This window comes from Streptomyces calidiresistens, from assembly GCF_014141525.1.
GTDB lineage: Bacteria > Actinomycetota > Actinomycetes > Streptomycetales > Streptomycetaceae > Streptomyces > Streptomyces calidiresistens.
Map to the genome: position 1 here is coordinate 1 of NZ_VKHS01001491.1, position 558 is coordinate 558.

The window sequence follows — 558 nt, forward strand, 5'->3', positions numbered from 1 at the left end:
GGTCGGGGAGGGTGGCCGGGCGGGCCGGGTCCGGGAGGCGAGGAGGATCGCCCGCCGCCGAGTCTGCGGCACCCCGTAGTCGGCGGCGTTCAACACTCCCGCCCACACCGAGAATCCCCATGACCGGAGGATGGCCGCGTACTGCCTCCACAACGGCAACACCTGCGGCACCTCCTCCATGACCACCCACTGCGGCTCTCCAACGGCGGTCAGGGCGTGGAGGTAGCGCATCGGCTCCGCCGCCAGCAGCGAGCGTTCGTCCCGGCACGCACCGCGCAGACGTTCACGCGTATCCAGGCCCGCGGCCAGGTCGGCGACCGCCCGGTGCACCAACGGCCGGTCCACCAGGCCGAGACGCTTGCCGGCCATCGACCACGCCTGGCACGGCGGGCTCGCGATCAACCCCCGGGTGCGGCCGACCCACGGCCACGTCGGATATCCGGCCACGTCCGTCCGGATGGTGACCTGCCCGGCCGCGGCCCGGGTGGCGCAGGCCCATGCGTCCCACTCCAGCCCCACCTCCCGCACCCCGAGGACAGACAGCGCGTGACCCCACCC

1 protein-coding gene is annotated in these 558 nt (G+C 74.0%); it reads right to left on the bottom strand.

Translation table 11 applies throughout. The features are described from left to right. A partial coding sequence (locus FOE67_RS27970) for a DNA cytosine methyltransferase (protein ID WP_228474381.1) occupies positions 1-558 on the bottom strand: 558 nt, incomplete at both ends.